The organism is Pseudoselenomonas ruminis (assembly GCF_008271295.1).
Lineage (GTDB): Bacteria > Bacillota > Negativicutes > Selenomonadales > Selenomonadaceae > Selenomonas_A > Selenomonas_A ruminis.
Window position 1 is genome coordinate 45781 of record NZ_VTOY01000006.1, and the last position, 13064, is coordinate 58844.

Here is a 13064-nt window from a genome sequence, read left to right on the forward strand (position 1 = left end):
CTGCTAGGCAATCGAGGAAATAGCCTCGACAATCTGGCCAATCTGCTGCGAATTTTCGCCCAAGGCCTTAACGACAGCGGCCGACTCCATAACACTTTTCTCAATGGAACCCATCTTGCGGATAGCCTCTTCCATCAGCCCCGCGCCGCGTTTGGCTGCCTCAGCCGTATGCGTCGATGCGACCGTAACCTGTACGGCCTTTTCCGACATCAAATCGATATCGTGATAAACCCCATCGACACTCTGTTTTGCCTTTTCAACTTCGTCGAGCTGCTGGGCTACCTGAGCGCTGACATCACCGACATTTTCCGCTACATGCACCGCCGTATCCGCAGACTGCTGCGCATTGGCTGTCAGCTCCTCCGAAGAGGCCGCTACCTGTTCTGCCGTCGTCGCCATCTGCGAAATCAAATCGTGCAGATTCTTCTTCATCGTATTGAACGCACCAGTAAGCGAGCCAATCTCGTCGCTCGTTTCCACCGGCAGTTCCTTGATGCCGAGATTTCCTTTGGCCATCTCGGCCGCATGGGCTTCCAGCGCCACCAGCGGACGCGTAATACGGCCAGCAAACTGGAAACATACGCCCAGTACCAGAATAAGTCCAACCACTGTCAGAATCCCATATACGGTCTTGAGCGTCGTAACCGAAGCGAATACATAGTCATAAGGAACACTCATGGCCAACAGCCAGCCTGTACTCTCAACTTTTGTGTAACCACAAATCATCTTGCCATCGGTATTGCTATCATAAAAGAAATAGCCACTGCCATTTTTGATCATTTCTTCAAAATGCGTACCAATACCAGGCAGCTCCTGGAGTTTCGAACCGATATCGCCTGGTCCGCCATTACCCAGGATTATACCTTTTTCATCCGTTACGATAGCCATACCAGCCTCATCGTGATATTTCAACTTCTTGACCGTATCATCCACCACGGCCAAATCAATATCCGTACAAAGCGAACCGTAGAACTGTCCATCCTTTTTGAAAGGAGCTACGGCCGAAACCACCAGCTTACCGGTGTTTTTATCGATATACGGTTCGGTAAATACCATCTTACCAGCCTTTTTGGCATCGTTATACCAATCACGCGTACGCGGATCGAGTTTCCCCGTGCTCTTGTTCTGGGTGCGGTAGGAAGCAAAATAGCCATCTTCCATACCTATGTTCAAATCCAGGATTTCATTGTCTGAAGCCCCCAAAGCCAGCGAAGCAATGCTCTGCAGCCTTTCCTCATCGCCATTGAACTCCGTCATCAAATCCGCTGCATACTGCGCCGAACTTCCCTTTTGCAACAACCAGCCATTCATCTTATGGGAAGCCTGTCCCACGGTGGCAGAAAGTTCCTGCTCCACAGCCTGTTCGAGATTCTTATCGGCGGTATAAAACCCAATAACCGATATTACGGCCAGCAAGACACCGATAACACAAGCCAATACGTAAAATTTTTGTCTTATCCCCATACTTACCCCCCTCTCTTCCTTATCTTATGTCCACAACGGACAAAAATTTCCCTATGGCCAATACTTCGACACCCTGCAAAAAAGTCCTTGTTACTGTAGAAAAATTCGCAATATTGTTTACAACAAAAAGAGCAGGCTTCTAAAAAGCCTGCTCTTTTATGCGCAACAATCTATTTCTTGTCAATCGTTTTTCTGATCCATCGTAGCCATCGAAGCGACCTTATCATTCTCAGCCGTGCTCATGAGCTTAACGCCCTGCGTGTTGCGGCTGATAACGGAGATATCTTCGACATTGGTGCGGATGACAATACCATCCGTCGTAATCAGCATGAGCTCCTGGTCCGGACGAACGACTTTGATGCCGATGACATAGCCCGTCTTATCCGTAACCTTCATATTGATAAGGCCCTTGCCGCCGCGCGTCTGGCTGCGATATTCCTCCGTCGGCGTGCGTTTGCCGTAGCCGCCCTCGGTTACCGTCAGTACCTCGGCATTGTGCGTGAGGATATCCATGCCGACGACCTCGTCGCCCATGCCAAGGCTGATTCCCTTGACACCGCGAGCCGTGCGGCCCATAGCGCGGACATCGTCCTCGGAGAAGGCAATTGCCTTACCGCTCTTCGTACCGAGCATCAGATAGCTTTCGCCGTCAGTGAACTTAACGCCAATCAGGTCATCATCGTCATCAAGGTTGATGGCAATCAGGCCAACCTTGCGCATGTTGCTGAACTCGGACAGGCTGGTCTTCTTGACGATACCCTTGCGGGTTGCCATGAAGAGATAGCGATCCGGATCGAAGCCCTTGACCTGGATGACAGCCGTAATCTTCTCGCCCTGTTCAAGCTGCAGCAGGTTGATAATCGCCGTGCCCTTGGCCTGACGGCTTGCTTCGGCGATCTCGTAGGCCTTCAGATGGTATACACGGCCGCGGGTCGTGAAGAACAGGATGGTATGGTGGGTCGTCGTGATGAGCATATTCTCGACGAAGTCCTCTTCCTTCGTTCCCATTCCCTTGATGCCCTTGCCACCGCGGTTCTGGCGGCGATAGGTATCGAGCGGCATGCGCTTGATGTAGTTGTTGTGCGTGAGCGTGATGACGACGTCTTCTTCCGCGATGAGGTCTTCGACATCAATCTCCGACGTATCAATCGTGAGTTTCGTGCGGCGCTCATCGCCGTATTTCTCTTTAACCGCCTTGAGCTCATCTTTGATGATGGCCAGGATGCGCATTTCATCAGCCAGAATTGCTTTATACTCCTCGATAGCCTTCAAGACTTCCTGATATTCTTCCTGAATCTTGTCGCGTTCGAGACCGGTCAGGCGCTGCAAACGCAAGTCGAGGATTGCCTGAGCCTGTTTTTCGCTGAGTTTAAAGCCCGACATGAGTGCTTCGCGGGCGATATCGGCCGTGCGGCTCTCGCGGATGGTCGTGATGACTGCATCGAGGTGATCGAGGGCAATCGTCAAACCTTCGAGGATATGCGCGCGAGCCTCAGCCTTAGCCAGCTCGTATCTCGTCCGGCGGGTGATGACATCTTCCTGATGTTTGATGTAATAATGCAGAACCTGCTTGAGGTTGAGTACCTGCGGCTTGCCATCGACGAGCGCCAGCATGATGACGCCGAAGCTGTCCTGCAGCTGCGTGTGCTTGTAGAGCTGGTTCAGGATGACATTCGGATTCGAATCCTTGCGCAGGTCGACGACAACGCGCATACCATTGCGGTCAGACTCATCCCGCAGGTCCGTGATGCCCTCAATCTGCTTATCGCGGACGAGCTGAGCGATCTTCTCGACCAAACGTGCCTTGTTGACCTGATACGGCAACTCCGTGACGATAATGCGCGGCTTGCCATTCGACATCGTCTCAATATGAGCATTGGCGCGCATCTTGATGATGCCGCGGCCCGTCGTATACGCCTGCCGGATTCCCTCGGAACCGAGGATAAGACCGGCCGTCGGGAAATCCGGTCCCTTGATGACCGTCATTAGTTCCTCAACCGTAGCATCCGGATTGTCAATGAGCATCAGCGTGCCATCGATGACCTCGCTCATGTTATGCGGCGGAATATTCGTCGCCATACCGACGGCGATACCCGAAGTACCATTTACGAGCAGCTGCGGGAACTTCGCCGGCAGAACCGACGGCTCCTTCATCGACTCATCGTAGTTCGGTACGAATTCCACCGTATCCTTGTCGATATCCTGCAGCATGAGCTCCGAAATCTTCGACATACGGACCTCGGTGTAACGCATAGCAGCTGCCGGGTCGCCATCGACCGAACCGAAGTTGCCGTGGCCGTCAGCCAGCATGTAGCGCATCGAGAAATCCTGCGCCATGCGCACGATAGCGTCATAAACGGAGGAATCACCATGCGGATGATATTTACCGAGAACTTCGCCGACGATACGCGCCGATTTCTTATACGGCTTATTGGACCCCATACCGGCTTCCTGCATCGCATAAAGGATGCGGCGGTGTACCGGCTTCAGGCCGTCACGGACATCTGGAAGCGCACGGGCAACGATAACGCTCATCGCATAGTCGATGTAGCAGTTCTTCATTTCGTGTTCCAGATTGACCGGGACTATCTTTCCATGACCAAAATCCACAATCTCACCTCAAAACAAATATTACTTCCTTACAAAAACAAAGCCCAGCCGTATGAGCAGCCGGGCCCTTGAATTCTCAATTCATACTGTTATATTTTACCATATAATCGCCGAAAAAGCCAATGAATCAACGGCCAATAATCTGATCGTAAATATATCCTTCCCGGACCCCCGAATCGCTGTAGGTAATCACCTTCGCCTTAAACCTGCGCGCCAGCACGTCGGCAATGACCAGACCGGGGATAATCGTATGCATGCGGTCTGGCACCGCCCGCATCAGCGCAATCGTCATTTCCTGCGTCATCTCATGGTCGCTGACGAAATTGCCGATAATCGTCCGCAGGCGCTTCGTCTCGAGACGGTTGTTGGCGGCCGGCTGGTTGAACAGGATATTGTAGAGCGCCGACGCGCCTTTAAGCGTTCCGCCAATACCGGCAATCCCATCGACCTGGACACCGGCAAACGCTTCAGCGCCATTTAACACCTCTTCGGCCGCCGCCTGCATCTGCATACATTCCGTGAGTGTCGGCAGCAGGCCATGGACATACTGGGTGCGAAAAGCCAGTGAGCCGATTGGCAGACTGGTCTTATACTCAATCTTGCGGCTGCGGTAGGTGACAATCTCCGTGCTGCCGCCGCCAATATCAATCAGCAAGCCATCATCCGACGACAGCGTCCGCGTAGCCCCGATGAAATCAAACGTCGCTTCCTCATCCCCGGTAATCACCCGGATGGTAAGCCCGGTGCGCGCTTCAATCTGGCCGACGGCCTCGCGGCTGTTCTTGGCATTGCGAAGCGCCGCCGTCGTAAACGCCGAAACATTCGTTATCCGGAAGAGTTCCAAAAACGACTTGAACTCCTCTAAAATCTCCACCGCCTTATCGATACCCTGCTGCTGCATCAGGCCATCTTTCAAATAACCTGCGAGCCCTACCGTATGCTTTTTCTTGAGCAGCATCTCAATATGACTGCCTTCAATCAGATAAATTGCCATTCGTACCGTATTCGAGCCAATATCTATGATTCCATGAAGCATTTTGTCCGTCTCCTATCATCTTGGTTCTTATTCTCAGCGGCTTATAAATTTTCTTAATTGTAGTTATTCGTCATACAAAACCATATCCCTTTACAACTTAACACAAAATTTTCCGCGTAAAATTTTGCAATCTCCCCCTATTGAAATCCCTTCGCAAATGTTGTATTATATTCATGGGAGAACACCTACATATTGTATATGTGGGTGTAGGCAGAAGGTATAGAGGCGGCAAAAGCGGGAACGTTCGGTTGTTCCCGCTTTTGTATTGCACAAACCTATGCTAAAATAGAGACGAAATTTATTTGCCAGGAAATTTTAAGTAACAGTAAGGATGCAGATATTATGACGAATAGAATTTATGCACTAGTTGGCCCTCACGCCGCCGGCAAGGCTACCATGGCTTCCAAACTAACGGCTATGGGAATTCATTTCATCCCCACTTATACCACTTACGTTTTCCCCGACCGCGGCCGGTCCCAGCAAAAAAGCGCTCACCTCTACCGCAGTGTGAGCCGCGAACAATTCAATCAGCTGGATTTGGTGGTGCAGTTCACCCACAAGGGTGACTCCTACGGCATTCGCAAGAACGATATTCTCGATTCGCTCAAAGACCACCAAATCAGCATCATGATTCTTGAAGTCAACGGTATCAAGCAGCTCAGCAAGCTCATCAAGAAAAAACTCGCTACCGTCTACCTCATGGTCGACTACCTGACCCTGGTAGACCGCATGCTGCACGACGGCTACACGAATGACGAAATAAAATACCATCTCCAGTATGCCGAAAACAACAAGGAATTCGACAGCTGGAAAATCACCGACCACGTCATCAAGAACACCGGCGACCTCAACCAGACACTAGCCCAGCTTCTGTCCATCATGGGGCTCACCACCGTCATTCCGCAAAAAGACTTCGAAGCCATGATAAAATAATCAATCAAACGGATTTAACGCCAGACATCGTCTGGCGTTTTTTTGCAAGAAAAACGCCCTTTTTCTCTTCAAAAAAACGGAGAAAAAGGGTAAAATATTATACAGAAATAAAAAAAAATAACAGGAAGAGGTTGGATTATGATAGCAAAAAATCGACAGCAAAAAGGCGCCATTTTAGCATTGACCGCTTTGATATTTCCCCTGCTGATTGCCTTCACTGGAATCGCCATTGATTTTGGCAACGTCTACCTTCACAAATCCATCCTGCAAAACTCGGCTGATGCCGCCGCATTAGGCGGAGCAAAAATGAGGAATAAAGGAAAATTCGACAAAGATACCGCTGATAAAAAAGCAAAAGCCTTAATCAATGACAATCAAAAATACGTTTTAAGCGAAGACCCATATCTTGCCGTAAAGAAAAGCAAAAGCAATCCGCAAAAGACTCAGTACTATGTCGTAAAACTCACCGAAAAAGTGCCGATGATATTCCTGCGTTATTTCAATTTTGAATTCATGGAAATATCCGCCCATGCCAATGCCAAAATCTACACCGAAAGCACCTCGCCAACCTTTCCGCTGTTTAACAATCTGGTAACCTTTGAAAACTCGTTTTATGTCGTCAATTCCAACCAAAAGAAATTCAACGGCGACATCATCCACACCAACCGTAACGCCTCGGTATATGTGCAGGGCGATATTGTAAACGGAACAGAAATGTCTCAGCTTCATTCCTCCGAGGGGAAGACCTGGAATCCAAGCGGTGATGACTATTATAACGGCAGCCTGGCTATATCGATCGATGATTCGAAAAATAAAGCCCTGAAGGATTATATCGAGTCACTGAAAAATTCCAGCTCCACGAAAAAGATATCCATGCAGAACGACATCCACTCGCAAACCCTGCATTCTTCTGACCTTTCCAAATCCAAAGTAATCTTTGTCGACGGCAGTGGCGATGGCGATAAAATCGTCAGCCGCATTGAGCTCGATGGGCCAATTGATTCGGACCCCAACGCTACGCATATTCTCATCGTCACCAAGGGAACCGGCAATCTAATCGTCAAAAAAGATATCAATTGCAAACTGCTCTATATCAATCTAAGCTATGACAATTTCGCCATCGAAACCGACAGCAATTCGGATGTCACTTTGCATGCGACAATCTACGCCCCCAATGCCGGCGAATTGAACTGGAACCCTAGCGGAATCAATTTCTACGGTTCCCTGGCTTCTAAAAATGTCAAAATACAGTCTTCGAGCCGCACATTTACCCACGAATCCCCCGACATTTCCGGTGGCGATGGCGGCACTGCTTCTGCCGATGTTTCGCTCGCCGATGACAGTGATGTTGATTGGAGTTAATTCACAGCACGGAATACCATATTTTCCGCTATTCCCAGCCGCTTGATTTCCCCCGCTGGCAGTTCGATAACGGCCCAGGCTTTCCAGCAGCAGGAAAAGCCAATCCAGGGATGAATGTTTTCTGCGGTTTTTACCACCCGGTAATTTTTATCTAGATAGACAACATCTATCCGGAACCGCATAAAACACATGTGGATACTGTTGCAAGGAGCAATTAATAAACCTGTCCCCTGCGCTAATTTCTTTCTGCCCATAAGACCTAAAAAACGCCGAAAAAAAGAATCCGCTACTTCAATCTGAAGTAACGGATTTTTTTTCTTTTCAGCGCCCGTTACTTGTAAGGATAAAATCTTCATACCGAGCACTTCTTTCTTTAAAGAATTTTACAGATTTTTCATCAACGACAACAGCGATGGTACCAGCGCCACGACGAACAAAGCCGGGAAAATAAACATTACCAACGGAAAGATAATCTTTACCGGTGCCTTCATGGCTTCTGCCTTTACATACTGGCGCCGCCGCTCGCGGATATTATCGGCTTGATTTTTCAGCGTCTTGCCCATACTCGTACCGAGCCGTTCCGCCTGGATAAGCGAAGTCATAAACAGCGAAACATCCTGTACCTTGCAGCGGCTGGCCACATTATGCATGGCAGTCCGGCGCACCATTCCCATGCGGATATCTTCCTGCATGCGCTGGCATTCTTCCACAAACGGCCCTTTCATGCGGTCGGTAATCTTGCGCATTGACGCATCAAACGACAGACCTGCCTGAACACTGACACAAAGGAGGTCGAGCACCTCTGGCAATTGATGCTGTATGGCCGCCTGCCGCTTTTGAATCATGATATTCAAAAAGACAACTGGCATGGCACCGCCGAGCAGGCTGCCCAAAATCAGAAACATCACTTTTTGAACCAGTGCATAATGGCCATTCCAGGTCATCATAAATATCAGCCCAAACATGGCACCTGCGCCCAGCAGGCACGAAAAGACGAATTCATTTACCGTCCATTCCTTGGCTTTGCCCGCCATGGAAATCCTGGCTGCAATGACTGCATACCACTCTTTCGGTGCCAGTTTGGTCATCGACTTGGCGATTGACTGTCTTAGTGGCTGGACTACGCGCTTGGCAAACGGAATATCCTTGAGCGTTTTTCGCTTTGCCACCGCCTTTTGGGAAGCCGAAGGCTGCATATTCGCATGGTCCTGAATACTCAGGATGCGCTGATGGATTTGCGACTGCGGCCGGATCTTTTTTTCTATCAGGCCAAATAACCCCAGGAATATTAGAAGTGATACCGACATAGCAAAAAAAGCAACCATCATCAAAATACACTCCTGTCATAATTCTCGTCACTGCCGCCATTTGGCATAAAGAACTCCTCGGGAAGTTCTACGCCATTTAATTCAAATTTGTCGAGGAATCCCGGCTGGAGGCCCGTCGGCACAAAGTGGCCAATTGCCTTGCCATTTTCATCGAACCCCGTCTGCTCATAACGGAAGATATCCTGGGTGGTAATCGTGTTATCCTCCATGTGTTGGACTTCCGTTATATACGTAATCTTGCGGCTGCCATCGCGGATTCGCGACTGCTGGATAATCAGGTCAATGGCCGAGGAAATCTGCTCACGGATAGCGCGCACGGGTAGTTCCAGACCGCTCATAAGCACCATCGTCTCCAAACGCGAAAGCGCATCGCGCGGGCTGTTGGCATGGGCCGTCGTCAGCGAACCATCGTGACCGGTATTCATAGCCTGCAGCATGTCGAGAGCCTCGCCGCTTCGAACCTCACCGACGATAATGCGGTCCGGACGCATGCGCAAGGCATTGCGCACGAGGTCGCGGATGGTAATCTGGCCCTTGCCCTCGATATTGGCCGGGCGCGACTCCAAGGTCACTACATGTTCCTGCTGGAGCCGCAATTCGGCCGCATCCTCGATGGTGACGATGCGCTCCCGCTCGGGGATAAACGAGGAAATGACATTAAGCGTCGTGGTCTTACCCGAGCCGGTACCGCCCGATACCAGGATATTGATGCGCGCGCGGACGCAAGCCCGCAAAAACGTTGCCATTTTCTCATCCATCGTGCCAAACGAAATCAGATTCTCCACCGACAATGGCTTCTTGGAAAATTTACGAATCGTAATGGCCGGCCCCACCAAGGACAGCGGCGGAATGATGATGTTGACACGCGAACCATCCTCGAGACGTGCGTCAACGAGTGGCGATGACTCATCAATACGGCGTCCGAGCGGCGTCAAAATGCGCTCGATAATATTCATCAGATGGGCGTTATCATGGAATTTCACATCGGTATATTCCAGCTTACCCAAGCGCTCCACAAATACCTTTTTCGGCCCATTTACCATGACCTCGGTAATGGAATCATCATCCAGCAGCGACTGGATAGGACCGAGCCCTAACATCTCATCCTGAATATCCTCGATAAGGTGCTTTACCTCGCCGCGGGAAACGGCGAAGGGCTCTTCCTCCATGACTTCCTGGCAGTATTTGCTGATGACCGCTTCAACCTGATGCGCATCCTGATTGACCGAGGAAAGCACCCGCTGTTCTGCTGGCGTCATTTCCTCGACGATGCGCTGGTGAATACGATGTTTGATATTCTGGTAGGAAGCCTCCTCGGCCATATCCTGATTTTCCTCATGGGAGGAAAAAATCATGACCTGTCTGTTTTTCCCATCCATGCGCCCGAGACGCGTAAGTAATGACATCGTATCTCACCTCCCGTTAAGTCTTATCGACATTTTTCTCATTGTACATCTTGTACTGGATATTTATATCAAAAGCTCGCACTTTATTGTTGTCTTTTTCATTTTCTTTGGCAAAGAAATTCCACAAGGTATTTATCGTATTTCCCAATACGGATTTTTCATTCAACGGGGCATTTATCTTGACTAAGACATCGTCATCCTTTGAGGTTATCTTAAAATCCCCCATGGTATAAACGTCAGAAATAAGGCTATCTTTTTTATACTTATTGCAGATTTCCTTATATTTTGCCTCACGCGCCTGTTGCTTTTCGTTTTCCGTCCGCGTTTTATTATTCACCTGGGATGATACCGAAACAATGGCCGCCTCACGGGCACTGTCGCGGGCAATATAGGTAAGCTGCAAATAATCGGCAAAAGCAAAACTGAAATAAGCAACGGCTAAGACCAGGAATAAGAAAAAAGGAAAGATGACAGAAAACTCCACCATGCTTTGACCCTTTTGCATCAATTTCATTTCTGTCATCTCCCCATGCCAAGCTATAACTTATTTAATAGCATTAACTTTAGTTGCAACTTTGTTAAAACCAGCATTTACAGCTGCCTGGAAGCTGCCATTAGAAGCAAATACAACTGCAGCCACACCAACGATGAAAGCGACAATCAGGGCATACTCCACCATACCCTGAGCTTTCTCACTCAGATAACGTGCTTTCAGATACTCAAGAATCTCCTTCATATTAAGTTCCTCCCTTAAAAAATAGAACAATATATTTATGTAAAACCCCGAAGGGCATCACATATCACACTTTGATATCGACAATCTTGCGGATGACCAGAAAGCCGATAATCTCCATTACGACGGCCACAGCAATGGCAATCTGCCCGGCGGTCTCCTCAAACAGCGGCCGCATATAGTCCGGACTCACCGTTGTCAAAAACACGCCTAGTGCTACTGGCAGCAGTGCCAGTACGATGCCCGACATTCGCCCCTGTGCCGTCAAAGCCATGACTTCCCGCCGCATGCGGACGCGTTCCTGGATAGTTCCGCTGATGGTATCGAGAATCTGCGCGAGGTTGCCGCCCACCTGCCGCTGAATCAGTACGGCCGTAACCACGAGCTCAAAATCGGGGCTTTCCACGCGCTTCTGCATATTCTCAAGCGCTGTCTCCAGCGTTCCGCCGACATTTACCTCATTGACGACCTTCTGGACTTCGCGGCCAATTGGCGCATCCATTTCGCGGGCGATGAGTTCAAACGCCTGCATAAAGCTGAAGCCGGCCCGCAGGGCATTGGCCACCATCGTCAGCATGTCACCAAGCTGATTCGTAAAGGCTTTCTGCCGCCGTTTGATGCTGATGTCGAGCACTATAATACCTAGAATCACACCGGCCAGTCCTGCCGCTAAAGCTATCCACGGTTTTAGCGTGACTGCCAGTGTGAGGATGGCACAAAACGCCCCGAAGATTACCAGAATGACTTCAAACTCAGACCCCAGCAAGGGCCAGTCGGCCTGCTGCATCTTGAAATCCAGCTGATTCCCCTTTTGGATGTTTTGCACCTTTTGCGCAGCCTTCCGGACGATATCCCGGAACTGCCCTTTGACTTTTTTGCGTTGACGTTGCCGGAGCTGCTGCTGCCGGAGTTTCACCGCATTGCCTGAGAAATACTCCATGCGATTGACGATATTTTTATGCTCCCGCGCCTTGATGCGCAGCAGCAGCAAAAACATCATCAGACAAAATATGGTGACTGCTAATGCCAGGATAATTCTCATGACTTTTCCCACCTGATTCTATGACCGCGGCCGGTGATTTCGTCAGCCAGCCGGTCAACGCTCCTTGCGAGCGGACTGTCCGGCCGGATATCACTGGCCATTTTGCCATTATCCGCCGCATCGGAAACGATGCCGTATTCGTTCGGGATAATGGCCGTTACGGGATAACCGAGCTTGTTGGCAAGATTTTGCTGGGACTGGCTGTTGCAGGGCTCTACCCGCGTGAAGATGGCCTTTACCCGCTCGTTATAATCCTCCCAATCCTTGAAAATCTCCAAGGCCCGTTTCGTGTGGTCGATTTCATAGGCGTCGTTTATCATGCTGACCAGAAAAGTCGTATTCGACTTCTCGGCGGCCGCAATGCTCGTGGGATTGAACCCCGGCGGCACATCAATCAGCAGGTAGCGGAACAGGCTCCGGCTCATGCTGATGATGTTCTCGAGCCGCCGTATCGACACCTTGTCGCTGAGGTTTGGCGTCTCCGTACCACAGAGCACGCTGACGTTTTGCGTAACGGGCATGTAGTACGAATGCAGGGTTATTGGTGACAGGAATTTCGCATCGCGGGCTGCTTCAACGATGGTCGATTTTGGTGCCAGATTGAAGAACACTGCCATGTCGCCGAATTGCAAATCCGCATCGATAATGCCGACCTGCTCGTGGGTCTTGCGGGCCAGCGCTACGGCCAGATTAGCAATTAAGGTTGTCTTGCCACTCTTGCCCTTTGGACTGAAAAACACCAAGGTTTCACAGCCGCTCTCCGACCCCATTTTGGCAAAGGTATCGACTGCTTCCTGCAGCTCTACCCCTGTAAACGGTTTTATGATATACCCGCGGGCACCGGCTTTGACGATATGGCTGGCACTTTCAGCCTGCCATTTCTCGCCCATGCAGAGAATGGATGCCTTAGGATATACCTTGAGGAAGTCTGCAATGAGAGCTACGGAATTCTGTTTTTCGATATCGAGCAAGATGAGATTCGGATTGAATATCGCCCCCTGTCCCAGCGCATCACTTATCGACTGATAGCGGGCGACGAGTTCGAATCCACGAGTGCCCTGCACCACCTGCGTGAGCTTTTCGAGCATCAAGCGGTCGCGCTCAACGAGCAGCACACGATTAATCACCGGACTTCCTCCTTTCTTGCTAA

12 protein-coding genes are annotated in these 13064 nt (G+C 50.1%); 2 read left to right on the forward strand and 10 right to left on the reverse strand.

The window, feature by feature from the left end; all coding sequences use genetic code 11:
• Positions 1–3 precede the first annotated feature (3 nt).
• The 3 genes from FZ040_RS08495 to FZ040_RS08505 form a co-directional block, all read right to left on the reverse strand.
• Positions 4–1464 carry a methyl-accepting chemotaxis protein gene (locus FZ040_RS08495; RefSeq protein WP_255448814.1) on the reverse strand — a complete coding sequence of 487 codons (1461 nt, stop codon included), beginning with the start codon at positions 1462–1464 and terminating at the stop codon, positions 4–6.
• A 180-nt stretch (positions 1465–1644) separates the two neighbouring features.
• Positions 1645–4074, reverse strand: a complete 2430-nt coding sequence (gene gyrA, locus FZ040_RS08500; protein ID WP_149171594.1) for a DNA gyrase subunit A — start codon at positions 4072–4074, stop codon at positions 1645–1647.
• Positions 4075–4201: 127 nt separating this feature from the next.
• Positions 4202–5110, reverse strand: coding sequence for a Ppx/GppA phosphatase family protein (locus FZ040_RS08505; RefSeq protein WP_149171595.1), 909 nt, complete (start codon positions 5108–5110; stop codon positions 4202–4204).
• Positions 5111–5452: 342 nt separating this feature from the next.
• Between FZ040_RS08505 and FZ040_RS08510 the strand changes: the two genes are divergently transcribed.
• Positions 5453–6043, forward strand: coding sequence for an AAA family ATPase (locus FZ040_RS08510; protein WP_149171596.1), 591 nt, complete (start codon positions 5453–5455; stop codon positions 6041–6043).
• A gap of 138 nt (positions 6044–6181) precedes the next feature.
• Entirely contained in the window at positions 6182–7405 is a 1224-nt protein-coding gene (locus tag FZ040_RS08515; protein WP_149171597.1) for a TadE/TadG family type IV pilus assembly protein, read from the forward strand.
• On the opposite strand, the gene FZ040_RS08520 is transcribed toward FZ040_RS08515, so the two are convergent.
• The 7 genes from FZ040_RS08520 to FZ040_RS08550 all read right to left on the reverse strand — a co-directional run bounded on the left by FZ040_RS08520 (position 7402) and on the right by FZ040_RS08550 (position 13041).
• The gene (locus tag FZ040_RS08520; RefSeq protein WP_149171598.1) at positions 7402–7761 is read right to left on the reverse strand and encodes a DUF192 domain-containing protein; all 360 of its coding nucleotides are present in this window, start codon (positions 7759–7761) and stop codon (positions 7402–7404) included. The genes FZ040_RS08515 and FZ040_RS08520 overlap by 4 nt on opposite strands.
• A gap of 27 nt (positions 7762–7788) precedes the next feature.
• Positions 7789–8733, reverse strand: a complete 945-nt coding sequence (locus FZ040_RS08525) for a type II secretion system F family protein (protein ID WP_149171599.1) — start codon at positions 8731–8733, stop codon at positions 7789–7791.
• Positions 8733–10139 carry a TadA family conjugal transfer-associated ATPase gene (locus FZ040_RS08530; protein ID WP_149171600.1) on the reverse strand — a complete coding sequence of 469 codons (1407 nt, stop codon included), beginning with the start codon at positions 10137–10139 and terminating at the stop codon, positions 8733–8735. The genes FZ040_RS08525 and FZ040_RS08530 overlap by 1 nt, the downstream gene beginning before the upstream one ends.
• A 16-nt stretch (positions 10140–10155) precedes the next feature.
• Positions 10156–10653 (reverse strand): TadE family protein, encoded by a 498-nt coding sequence (locus FZ040_RS08535; RefSeq protein ID WP_187620287.1) that lies wholly within the window; start codon positions 10651–10653, stop codon positions 10156–10158.
• Between the two features lie 30 nt (positions 10654–10683).
• Positions 10684–10875: a Flp family type IVb pilin gene (locus FZ040_RS08540; protein ID WP_149171602.1), complete on the reverse strand. Its 192-nt coding sequence runs from the start codon at positions 10873–10875 to the stop codon at positions 10684–10686.
• Between the two features lie 64 nt (positions 10876–10939).
• Entirely contained in the window at positions 10940–11914 is a 975-nt protein-coding gene (locus tag FZ040_RS08545; RefSeq protein ID WP_149171603.1) for a type II secretion system F family protein, read from the reverse strand.
• Entirely contained in the window at positions 11911–13041 is a 1131-nt protein-coding gene (locus tag FZ040_RS08550; RefSeq protein WP_149171604.1) for a CpaE/TadZ family protein, read from the reverse strand. The genes FZ040_RS08545 and FZ040_RS08550 overlap by 4 nt, the downstream gene beginning before the upstream one ends.
• Between the last annotated feature and the right edge of the window lie 23 nt (positions 13042–13064).

Excerpts from the sequence above, each read along its gene's own strand:
- FZ040_RS08545 (WP_149171603.1), bottom strand. The coding sequence starts at position 11,914 with ATGAGAATTATCCTGGCATTAGCAGTCACCATATTTTGTCTGATGATG.
- FZ040_RS08505 (WP_149171595.1), bottom strand. The coding sequence starts at position 5,110 with ATGCTTCATGGAATCATAGATATTGGCTCGAATACGGTACGAATGGCA.
- FZ040_RS08520 (WP_149171598.1), bottom strand. The coding sequence starts at position 7,761 with ATGAAGATTTTATCCTTACAAGTAACGGGCGCTGAAAAGAAAAAAAAT.
- FZ040_RS08515 (WP_149171597.1), top strand. The coding sequence starts at position 6,182 with ATGATAGCAAAAAATCGACAGCAAAAAGGCGCCATTTTAGCATTGACC.
- FZ040_RS08525 (WP_149171599.1), bottom strand. The coding sequence starts at position 8,733 with ATGATGGTTGCTTTTTTTGCTATGTCGGTATCACTTCTAATATTCCTG.
- FZ040_RS08530 (WP_149171600.1), bottom strand. The coding sequence starts at position 10,139 with ATGTCATTACTTACGCGTCTCGGGCGCATGGATGGGAAAAACAGACAG.
- FZ040_RS08495 (WP_255448814.1), bottom strand. The coding sequence starts at position 1,464 with ATGGGGATAAGACAAAAATTTTACGTATTGGCTTGTGTTATCGGTGTC.
- FZ040_RS08510 (WP_149171596.1), top strand. The coding sequence starts at position 5,453 with ATGACGAATAGAATTTATGCACTAGTTGGCCCTCACGCCGCCGGCAAG.
- FZ040_RS08535 (WP_187620287.1), bottom strand. The coding sequence starts at position 10,653 with ATGAAATTGATGCAAAAGGGTCAAAGCATGGTGGAGTTTTCTGTCATC.
- FZ040_RS08540 (WP_149171602.1), bottom strand. The coding sequence starts at position 10,875 with ATGAAGGAGATTCTTGAGTATCTGAAAGCACGTTATCTGAGTGAGAAA.